Origin of the sequence: Motilibacter aurantiacus (assembly GCF_011250645.1) — a bacterium.
Lineage (GTDB): Bacteria > Actinomycetota > Actinomycetes > Motilibacterales > Motilibacteraceae > Motilibacter_A > Motilibacter_A aurantiacus.
On sequence record NZ_JAANNO010000002.1, the window covers coordinates 19,778 to 27,932 of the forward strand.

The window sequence follows — 8,155 nt, forward strand, 5'->3', positions numbered from 1 at the left end:
CGATCCCCATGAGCACTCTTCTCCACCGCGTGGGCGACGGCGCGGCCCGCCACCCGTGGCGCACCCTCGGTGCCTGGCTGCTGGCCGCAGCCCTGCTCGGCGGGCTCGCCGGGACCGTCGGCGGCTCGCTCACCGACGACTACGACATCCCCGGGACGGACTCGACGAGAGCCACCTCGCTGCTACGGGACAAGTTCCCCGACCATGCGGGCGCGACCGCCCGCGTGGTCCTGCACTCGCGTTCCGGCCCCGTCGACGAGGCGGCGGCCGCGCAGGTGGCAGCACGTCTGGCAGCCGTGAAGCACGTCGGGGCGGTCGAGCCGGCCCTGCGCAGCGCCGACGGGCGCACCGCCGTGCTGAACGTCCGCTTCGACGTCCCGGTCACCGGGGTCGACGCTGCCGCGACCGCCGAGGCGTTCGAGCAAGCGGCGGCACCGGCCGTCGAGTCCGGGCTGCAGGCCGAGTACGGCGGCGAGGTGCTCGACCAGGTGTACGAGCAGGGCGCGGCCGAGCTCGTCGGCTTCCTGCTGGCCGGCGTGGTCCTGCTCGCGGCGTTCGGGTCGCTGCTCGCGGCCGGGCTGCCGCTGGCGGTGGCGGGGGTCGGGCTGGCGGTCGGGATGGCCCTCGTCACGCTGACCGCGCGCTTCACGGACGTGAGCACCATCGCGCCGATGATCGCCTCCATGGTGGGGATCGGCGTCGGGATCGACTACGCGCTCTTCGTGGTGTCCCGTCACCGGCAGCAGCTCCTGGCCGGCACGCCGGTGGTGGAGTCGGTGGCGCGGGCCAACGCCACGGCCGGCCGTTCGGTCGTCTTCGCCGGCTCGACCGTCCTGCTCTCGATCTGCGGGCTGGCGCTGTCGGGCGTGCCGAACTTCGTGATGATGGGAGTCGCGACCGGCATCTGCGTCGCCGTCTGCATGACCGCGGCCGTGACGCTGCTGCCGGCCCTGCTGGGCCTCGCGGGCACCAGAGTGCTGTCCCGGCGGGCCCGACGGGCGATGGCGCATGGTGCTTCAGCAAAGCGGACTTCGCACAAGACGCCGCTCGCCGGACGCTGGGGCGCCCACGCCGCCGCACACCCCTGGCCGTACGCCGTGGCGAGCCTGCTGCTCCTGGCGATCCTCGCCGCCCCGGTCCTCGCGATGCGGCTGGGACAGAGCGACGCCGGCAGCGAGCCCACGTCGAGCACGGCGCGGCGCGCGTACGACCTGGTGAGCGAGGGGCTCGGCCCGGGGTCGAACGGCCCGCTGCTGCTCGCGGTCGACCTGACCCGGGCCGACGCCCCCGACCCCGACGCCCTGCGCGACACCGTGGCGGCGGCGCCCGGGGTGGTCGCCGTCTCGCCCGTCCTGCGCAACCCCGCGGGCGACACCGCGATCCTCACCGTCACCCCGAGCACGGGGCCGCAGGACGACGCCACGGACGCGCTCGTGTCGCGGCTGCGCGCCTCGGTCGGCTCGGACGCGGTGGCCGTGGGCGGGTCGACGGCCGCGTTCATGGACTTCAACCAGCGCCTGCAGGACAGGCTGCCCCTCGTGATCGGGGCCGTCGTCGGTGCCGCGTTCCTGCTGCTGGTGCTGGTGTTCCGCTCCGTCGTCGCGCCGCTGAAGGCTGCGCTCATGAACCTGCTGTCGGTGGGGGCAGCGTTCGGGGCGATCGTCGCGCTCTTCCAGTGGGGCTGGGGCCAGTCGTTCCTGGGCCTGGACGGCCCCGTCCCGGTGAACGCCTTCGTCCCGGTGTTCATGTTCGCGATCCTGTTCGGCCTGAGCATGGACTACGAGGTCTTCCTGCTCAGCCGGGTGCGCGAGGAGTTCGCCCGGACCGGTGACTCGGCCCGCAGCGTCGTGGAGGGGCTCTCCAGCACGGGCCGCGTGATCAGCTCGGCCGCCGCGATCATGATCGCCGTCTTCGTCGCGTTCGCCGCGACGCCGACCCTGTCGATCAAGATGATGGGCGTCGGGATGGCGGTCGCGATCCTGGTCGACGCCACGCTGGTGCGGCTCGTCCTGGTCCCGGCGACGATGGTGCTGCTCGGCAGCCGCAACTGGTGGCTGCCCACCTGGCTCGACCGTGTCCTGCCGCCCAGCGACGTGCACGAGGGCGGCGTGCTCCTGCCGGGTCAGCGTCGACCTGCCGACGAGGACCGGGCCGCGCTCGTGTGACCGCCGGCGTGCGACGTCGGCCCGAGAGGCACGTCCGCCGCGCGAAGGGCACGCCCTCCGCGTCCTGCCGCGGCGGACGTGCCCCCGTCGCGGCGCACGTCGCGCCCCGCTCAGCCGCGGCGAGCGGCGAGGAACTCGCGCAGCGCCTCGACGGCGAGCGCGTGGTCCTCGACCTGCGGCAGCCCCGAGACGAGCAGCACGCCGACGACGCCGGTGCCCTCGACCGCCAGCGGGAAGCCGCCGCCGTGAGCGGCGTACTCGCTCTCCGGCAGGCCGGTCTTGACGGCGAAGGTCGTGCCCGCCGTCTCGTGCCGCACCCGCTCGTGCAGGGTCGAGTGCCCGAACCGCTGCACCACGCGCGCCTTGTTGTCGACCCACACGTCGTTGTCGGGCACGACGCCGGGCAGCGCAGCGCGGAAGAGCACCTGCGGCCAGCGGCGAACCTCGACGAGCACGGGCAGCGCGCGCTCGCGGGCGAGCCGCAGCACGGTCAGCCCGAGATCGAGCGCGTCGTCGTTGGACAACGACGGGAGCACCAGCTCTCGCTCGTGCTCCAGCAGCTGCTCGGGGGTGAAGTTCCCGGTCGTAGGCACGGCCGCACGATATGCGACCCTGCCGGGCGTGAGCGCAACCCTCGTCGCCAAGGACCTCGCCGCCGGCCACGGGGACCGCGTCCTCTTCTCCGGCCTCGACCTGGTGGTCGCGCCCGGCGACGTCGTCGGCCTGGTGGGAGCCAACGGGGCGGGCAAGTCCACGCTGCTGCGCATCCTGGCCGGGCTGCTCCCCGCCGAGCAGGGCACCGTGGGCCTGACTCCCCCGCACGCCGCGGTCGGGCACCTGCCGCAGGAGCCGGAACGGCGTGCCGGGGAGACCGTGCACGCCTTCCTCGGCCGGCGTACCGGTGTCACCGCGGCCACCGCCGCCATGGACGCCGCGGCGGAGGCGCTGGGCCGGGAGGAGCCCGGCGCCGACGACGCGTACGCCCTGGCACTGGAGCGGTGGCTGGGGCTCGGCGGCGCCGACCTCGACGAGCGGGCCGAGGGCGTCGCGTCCGACCTCGGCCTCGCCATCGACCTCGAGACCCCCATGACCGCCCTGTCCGGCGGGCAGGCGGCGCGGGCGGGGCTGGCCTCGCTGCTGCTCAGCCGCTACGACGTCTTCCTGCTCGACGAGCCGACCAACGACCTGGACCTGGACGGGCTCGACCGGCTCGAGCGCTTCGTCACGGGCCTGCGCGCGGGCACGGTGCTCGTCAGCCACGACCGCGAGTTCCTGGCCCGGGTCGTGAACCGGGTGGTCGAGCTCGACCTCGCCCAGCGTCAGGTCAACGTCTTCGGCGGGGGCTACGCCTCCTACCTGGAGGAGCGGGCGATCGCGCGCCAGCACGCGAGGGACGCCTACGACGAGTACGCCGACACCCGCGCCGGGCTCGAGGCGCGGGCTCGCATGCAGCGGGCGTGGATGGACAAGGGCGTGCGCAACGCGCGGCGCAAGGCGTCCGACAACGACAAGCACATCAAGCACTTCCGCGGCGAGACGAGTGAGAAGCAGGCGGCGAAGGCCCGCCAGACCGACCGTGCGATCGAACGGCTGGAGGCCGTCGAGGAGCCCCGCAAGGAGTGGGAGCTGCGGATGACGATCGCCGTCGCCCCGCGCTCGGGCGCGGTCGTCGCGTCGTTGCGCGGCGCCGTCGTACGGCGCGGGTCGTTCGTCTTCGGGCCGGCCGACCTGCAGGTCGACTGGGCCGACCGGGTCGCCATCACCGGGGCCAACGGGTCGGGCAAGACGACGCTGCTGGCGGCGCTGCTCGGCCGGCTGCCGCTGGACGAGGGAACCGCCGCCCTCGGCCCGGGCGTCGTGGTCGGGGAGGTCGACCAGGCGCGCGCGCTCTTCGGTGGGCCCGAGCCGCTCGTCGACGCCTTCACGGCGGCAGCGCCGGACCTCGCCCCGGAGCCCACCCGCACGCTGCTCGCGAAGTTCGGGTTGCGCGGCGACATCGCGCTGCGTCCCTGCGCGACGCTCTCCCCCGGCGAGCGGACGCGCGCGGGCCTCGCGCTGCTGCAGGCGCGCGGGGTCAACCTGCTGGTCCTGGACGAGCCGACCAACCACCTCGACCTGCCGGCCATCGAGCAGCTCGAGTCGGCACTCGATGCCTATCCGGGAACTCTGCTTCTGGTGACGCATGACCGGCGGATGCTCGACGCCGTCTCCACCACCCGGCGATGGCACGTCGCGAACGGCAAGGTCACGGAGCTGTGAGGGCACGGAGCTGAGAGGACAGGATGCACGCGCTCGATAGCCCGATCGGCGTAGTACACCGGTGCGGGTGCCGCTCGGTGCACTCGGCCCTTTCCTAGAAGGGAGCGCAGCACCTATCCTCGTCAGCAGATGGCCGGTCCGCTGCATCCCCCGTCTGCGGACCGGCCGTCATCCAGTCCCGGCCCGCACTAGCGCCGGAAGCGGGATTCCTGCATCAATCAACCGATGAGGGCACCTGCAGGCCCAGCTCCCCCTTGCGGGTGTCGAGCAGCAGCGCGAGGAACGTCGCGGCCACCACGAGCAGCGCGCCGACTGCGAACGCCTGGGTGTAGCCGCTCGTCAGCCCGTAGACCGGGAGCCCGATCGTCAGCACGTCCGCCTGGTCCGCCGTCAACTGCCCGCTCTCCACCTGCTGCTGCAGGGTGTCCCCGATCTCGCGCATCCGGTCGGTGAAGGCCGACGTCGAGGCGGACGTCAGCACCGCCAGGCCGAGCAGGACGCCCGTCTGGGACGCGGTCGTCAGCGCGGCGGCCGCCATGCCCGCATCGTCCCGGCCGGTGCCTGCGAGGGCGGCGAGCACCGCCGGGACGAGAGCCAGCCCGAGGCCGGCCGCGAGGGCCAGCATCGGCAGCAGCACGTCGGGGGCGTACGCGGAGTCGACCGACAGCTGGGCCAGCCCCATCAGCCCGCCCGCGGCGAGGATGCCGCCCGCGACGACGAGCGCCCGCGGCGGGACCCGCGGGGCGAGGGCCACCGCGACGAGGGCCGCGACGAGAACGGCCGCGACGAACGGCAGGAAGGCCGCGGCCGTCCTGCCCGCGTCGTAGCCCAGGACCCGCTGCACGTAGAGCGCGACGACGTACGCCGCGGCGAACCCGGAGCCACCGATGGCGAGCAGCACGGCGTAGGCGACCATGCGGGCACGCGAGGCGAGCACGCGCACCGCGAGCAGCGGGTCGGGGCTGCGGCTCTCGACGCCCACGAAGACCAGCAGGAGCAGGACCCCCAGGACCAGGGGCACGATCGTCCCCGCGCTCCCCCAGCCGTCGGCGTACGCCTCGGCCAGCCCGTAGCCGATGCCGAGCAGCGCGAGTGTCCCAGTCACCGCGCCCGGCACGTCGAGCCGTCCGTGCTGCGAGGCGGGCTCCTCGACCGCCAGCCGCACGGCGACGGCGAGGGCCACGCCGAGCACGACAGGCAGGAGGAGGGTCAAGCGCCAGTCCCGCTCGGCGACCGCCCCGCCGGCCGCCAGTCCGATCGCGGCGCCCGCTGCCGTCGCGGCGGCGAAGGCGCCGATCCCGGCGAGGCGGGCACGCCCGACCGGCACGGCCACGGTCAGCAGGGCCAGGGCCGACGCCGACACCGCGGCCGCCGCGGTGCCCTGCACTGCGCGGGCGAGCAGCAACTGCTCCTGGCTCTGGGCGAGCGCGCCCGCGAGAGCGGCCAGGGCGAGGAGCGCCAGGCCGCCGAGCAGGGCTCGGCGTCGCCCGAGCAGGTCCCCGGCCCGGCCCGCGACGAGCAGCAACGCCGCGAACGGCACCAGGTAGGCACCGAGCGCCCACGAGAGGCCGGCGTCGTCGACGTCGATGTCCACGGCCACCTCGCCGAGGGCGACCGTCACCGCGGTCGCGGACAGCACGGCCAGCAGGTGCGCAGCGGTCAGGACGACGACCGGGAGCCAGGCGCGCGGCCGGCGGGAACGACCGGGCGCGGCTCCCGCCCCCGGCCCGTCGTGCTCGTCGGTCCTGGGCGCAGTGCTCATCGGTTCCTCTCCGGCGCGGTGCTCTGGGCGTGGGCTGTGACGCCCCATCCTGGCTGCGTGCCCGGCCAGGCCTGCGGGCGCGTCCACCTTCGCCCTTCACGCCGCCAACGAGCAGCTCGCGGTCGAAGAACTGCCGCAGGCCGGGGGAGCCACGAGCGGCACAGCGATCGCGGCGAAGGCCCGGGCGGTCGATCGCTGCCACTCGTCGCGGCGCATTCCGTCGAGCGCGACACCAGGGCGGACGCCGTCCGCCAGCTGAGCCGGTGGCGGTCACGTCGCCCTGCGACCGGGCCCTGCGGCGCTGGCAGCCGTCGCGTGGTCCGGGGCCGTAGGCACCGGTTGCGTCACCCGGCCGCGTCGCCGGCACCTGGCCCCGCCCGCCGGAAGGGCGGGCGGGGCCGGTTCTCCTCGGGCGTCCGGCACGTCCCCTCCCGGCGTGCCGGACGCCCCGTCAGCACGCGAAGGAGGCCGAGACCGTCCGGCCGAGCGGCGAGACGGACCAGGACCAGCGCGCGCTGCACTCGTCGAGCACCACCCGCGCGAGCATCCCGCCGCCGCTGCGCTGCTCGGTGCAGAGCGGCGGGGCCGGGCACGCATCGGTGACCGTCAACTCGACTGCTCCCCGGTGCCAGTCGAGTCGGACGTCGATGTGACCGGCCAACGGGTAGCGCACGGCGTCGCTGACGAGCTCGCTCACGACGAGCACGACGTCCGCCCGGCGACGGGCGTCGTAGCCCCACTCGACGAGGGCGGCGTCGACGCGCTGGCGTGCCTGGGCAGGGGCATGGACGGTGGCGAGCACCCGCATCGTGCGGATCTCGCGGCTCCCCCACGCCGTGCCGCCGGCACCGGTGGGGGCGAGCGGGGCCGAGGCCGGCCCGGGCCCGTGGTCCGCGACCGTGCTCGTCGCCATCCGCTCGAGCGGCAGGATGCCGCGTGCGGCGTCGGCGCTGACGAAGGGGAGCGCCCGCGGCGCCCGCTTCTTCCAATCGATCATCGAACTGCCCTCCCAGGGTCAAGAGACGGGCCGCTGCGCGCTCGGTCGAGCGGCGCGCGCGGCTGCGGCGGGAGGGCCGGGTTATGCGGGTGGGACCGCCGGGACGACGCTGTAGCGCGCGAGGCGGACCGAGGCCGCCGAGAGCCGCCGGGCGGACACGGCGGACGGCTCGATGACGACGACGTCGCCCTGCAGCACGGCGGGGGTGGCACCCCAGTTGCTGTAGCCGCCGCCGCCCGGGCCGGAGCAGTTGCCGGAGCCGCCGAGCGCGGCTGCGCCAGGGGCTCCGGCCGGAGCCGCCGGAGCCGGCGTCGCGGGAGTCGGCGCCGAAGGGGCCGAGGATCCGAGCGGAGGCGCGGGCTTGCCCCGCTCGTCGGGCACGTCGAGGCTCGCTGGCGGCCGCTGGTCGGGGGCGTCGACACCGGGCGACGCCTGTTGCCTCTGGCTCGCCGCACGGACGGCCGGAGTCACCGGTACGCCCTCGCCGACGGCGGTGACGACCTGACCCGGTGGAGTGGGCAGGCAGGGGTCGGGCGGCGGGCGCCAGGGCATCTCGGTGCTTCCAGACCCCTCGAGCCCCCGCCCCAGCAGCCCGGGGCCCTGCCGGGCCCCCTGCCGCTCGCCCGGCCGGTCGGCGACGACGCGCTTGGTCACGCTGCCCGCGGTCGTGCCGCCGTCGGGAATCGCTGCGGAAGCAGCGGTGGCGGAGGCTGCGGTGCCGGGGAAGGCCGCCGCCGGCGTCGACGTGCCCGTGGCCGGCGTGGATGCGCTGCCCGTGCTCGCCGAGCCCGTGCCCGTCGTCGAGATGCCGGACCCGGTGCCCGCCGTCGTGAGGGGCTTGCGCCCGTCCGCGGTGTCGGCCGGCTGCTTGTCCGGCGCCTTGGCCTCGGGGGCCCGGTCAGCGGGCTTGGCACCGGTGTCGGGCTTGGCACCGGTGTCGGGCTTGCTGCCGGTGTCGGGCTTGCTGCCGGT

5 protein-coding genes and 1 pseudogene are annotated in these 8,155 nt (G+C 75.3%); 2 read left to right on the plus strand and 4 right to left on the minus strand.

The window, feature by feature from the left end:
- Positions 1-8: 8 nt before the first annotated feature.
- Entirely contained in the window at positions 9-2,165 is a 2,157-nt protein-coding gene (locus G9H72_RS04120; RefSeq protein ID WP_166167948.1) for an MMPL family transporter, read from the plus strand.
- A 110-nt stretch (positions 2,166-2,275) separates the two neighbouring features.
- On the opposite strand, the gene G9H72_RS04125 is transcribed toward G9H72_RS04120, so the two are convergent.
- Entirely contained in the window at positions 2,276-2,758 is a 483-nt protein-coding gene (locus tag G9H72_RS04125) for a heme-degrading domain-containing protein (protein WP_166167951.1), read from the minus strand.
- Between the two features lie 28 nt (positions 2,759-2,786).
- On the opposite strand from G9H72_RS04125, the gene G9H72_RS04130 reads away from it, so the two are divergent.
- The gene (locus G9H72_RS04130) at positions 2,787-4,424 is read left to right on the plus strand and encodes an ABC-F family ATP-binding cassette domain-containing protein (protein WP_166167954.1); all 1,638 of its coding nucleotides are present in this window, start codon (positions 2,787-2,789) and stop codon (positions 4,422-4,424) included.
- 214 nt (positions 4,425-4,638) lie between these two features.
- Here G9H72_RS04130 and G9H72_RS04135 read toward each other — a convergent pair whose 3' ends face one another.
- From G9H72_RS04135 to G9H72_RS20905, 3 genes and pseudogenes are all read right to left on the minus strand, one after another.
- Positions 4,639-6,186: an MFS transporter gene (locus tag G9H72_RS04135; protein WP_166167957.1), complete on the minus strand. Its 1,548-nt coding sequence runs from the start codon at positions 6,184-6,186 to the stop codon at positions 4,639-4,641.
- A 451-nt stretch (positions 6,187-6,637) separates the two neighbouring features.
- Positions 6,638-7,183: an ATP-binding protein gene (locus G9H72_RS04140; RefSeq protein WP_166167960.1), complete on the minus strand. Its 546-nt coding sequence runs from the start codon at positions 7,181-7,183 to the stop codon at positions 6,638-6,640.
- 81 nt (positions 7,184-7,264) lie between these two features.
- Positions 7,265-8,155: pseudogene (locus G9H72_RS20905) on the minus strand (hypothetical protein); the annotation flags it as partial.

Bases quoted from the DNA above. Each gene is read 5' to 3' on its own strand.
- G9H72_RS04140 (WP_166167960.1), bottom strand. From the start codon at position 7,183: ATGATCGATTGGAAGAAGCGGGCGCCGCGGGCGCTCCCCTTCGTCAGC.
- G9H72_RS04135 (WP_166167957.1), bottom strand. From the start codon at position 6,186: ATGAGCACTGCGCCCAGGACCGACGAGCACGACGGGCCGGGGGCGGGA.
- G9H72_RS04120 (WP_166167948.1), top strand. From the start codon at position 9: ATGAGCACTCTTCTCCACCGCGTGGGCGACGGCGCGGCCCGCCACCCG.